Source organism: Pseudoalteromonas sp. Z1A6 (assembly GCF_011378745.1).
GTDB lineage: Bacteria > Pseudomonadota > Gammaproteobacteria > Enterobacterales > Alteromonadaceae > Pseudoalteromonas > Pseudoalteromonas arctica.
The window spans coordinates 1-1,827 of record NZ_WTKW01000539.1; the positions used below are offsets into that span (position 1 = coordinate 1).

The following is a 1,827-nucleotide window of genomic DNA, read 5'->3' on the forward strand; positions in this document are numbered from 1 at the left end:
ATTTAAATAAAATGCACCAAGTCGATTTTTTTATTTTATTTGAACAAGAAGCCGATGCTGAAAAATTTGCTAAAGAAATAGTCTCTGATGCATTAGTTCAAAATGCTGAGCTCGAAAAATGCAAAGACACTGGCGTTTGGGAAGTAATCACTCAAGTACAAATGGTGCCAGAGCACACCCTTCTAGGACAAGCAGAGCAATACATTGAAAGTATTGCTAATAGCTTTAATGGATACGGTGATGGCTGGGGATTAATGGACGGTGAAGAAGCTTAGTTGCCTTTTAATTGTATTAGTTCAATGTACTCTATCAGTTAAGCTTAGCGGCTTAACTGATTTGCCTTTCTAAAACCCCCTTTATAGTCAAATAGTTTATCAGCCACTTTCCAACCATACTTTTTGCTTTTTCGTGCAATAACAAAATCCGGTGGTACTAATTCAAATTGTGCGTTTACTACTTGCTCTGCAGTCTTAAAATTAATAGGTGTTTGCCCAAGTCCTACTCGTAGACCAAATTGCTTATTAAATATAAATTGCCCGCCTTTATTTGCGAGGTTATATACCTCATCGCAACTTGCGCCATCTTCATCAAAATACGTTATTTTAATTAAATCGTCTTTAATTTGAGTTACCGATAACCCACTACATCGAAGCACAAGTGCGTCTTTTAAGTTTAATGCATTACGTAGCTTATCATCAGGGTCAGCCATTACCGCGCCGCAATCATGGCATTGTCGTGCAGCAATATCATTTTGAGCGCCGCACTGCTCGCATTCTTTAAATCTAAAACGATAATCGCACTGCTCTTTATGGCCACTATCGTCTTCTAACAACCCTTTACATCGCCTGCCAAAGTGCTCTATTACTTTTCCAGCAGAATCAGTTTTACCCCAAAATATATTAGCAAACCCACAACCTGGGCAAAGTACCTGCACAGGCTCGTTATCACTATCGCCTTTTTTATCACCCACTTCAGGGTGAAATAAATTAAAACCATTGCCGGCATAATCTATTACTAAGCAATCCGTTTTCGATTCAGATAACCTTAAACCTCGCCCCACAATTTGCTGATATAAACTAACCGATTCTGTAGGGCGTAAAATAGCAATAAAATCAACGTGCGGCGCATCAAAACCTGTAGTTAATACCGAAATATTAACTAAATACTTTAATTGCTTAGCTTTAAATTGCTTAATGATTTTATCGCGCTCAGTGTTTGGCGTATCACCTGTTATTAGCGCACTTTGATGAGCTGGTAGGTAGCTTAATATTTCCTGAGCATGCAATACCGTGGCGGCAAAAACCATAACACCTTCACGCTGCTCACTGTATTGAATTACTTGCTGTAATATAGCTTTCGTTGCGCGCTCACTGTTTTTTAAAAGCGCATTCATGTCATCAGTTGTATATTGCCCAAATGCATTGCTATCTAAGGACGAAAAATCATAATGGCTAATTGCTGCATCAACTTCGTTAGGCGGCGTTAAATAATTATGTTTGATCATATACCTGAGCGGCAATTCAAAAATACAACTTTTAAACGGGCTTTCTTTAGTCCCTTTAACAAAGCCATGATAATGATGATGGTATATCCACCCCGTTCCTAGCCGATAAGGTGTTGCTGTTAAACCCAATACTTTTAACTGAGGGTTATATTCTTTTAAACTACTTATTACTTTTCCGTACTGGCTTTTTTTATCCCCATTTACTCTGTGGCATTCATCAATAATAAGTAACGAATAATGCTCATTTAATTTATTTAAATTACGAGAAAGTGATTGCACACTGGCAAAGGTTACTTGATGGTTTAATGACTTTTCTTTTAAAC

The 1,827-nt window shown here is 37.7% G+C and carries 2 protein-coding genes; one reads left to right on the plus strand and one right to left on the minus strand.

All coding sequences use genetic code 11. The annotated features are described in order from the left end of the window. On the plus strand, positions 1 to 275 hold a 275-nt coding region (locus GQR46_RS19270), incomplete at its 5' end, for a ribonuclease E inhibitor RraB (protein WP_165742139.1). A 44-nt stretch (positions 276 to 319) separates the two neighbouring features. Here GQR46_RS19270 and GQR46_RS19275 read toward each other — a convergent pair. Continuing rightward, positions 320 to 1,827: DEAD/DEAH box helicase (locus GQR46_RS19275; protein ID WP_165742149.1), on the minus strand; the 1,508-nt coding region annotated here is incomplete at its 5' end.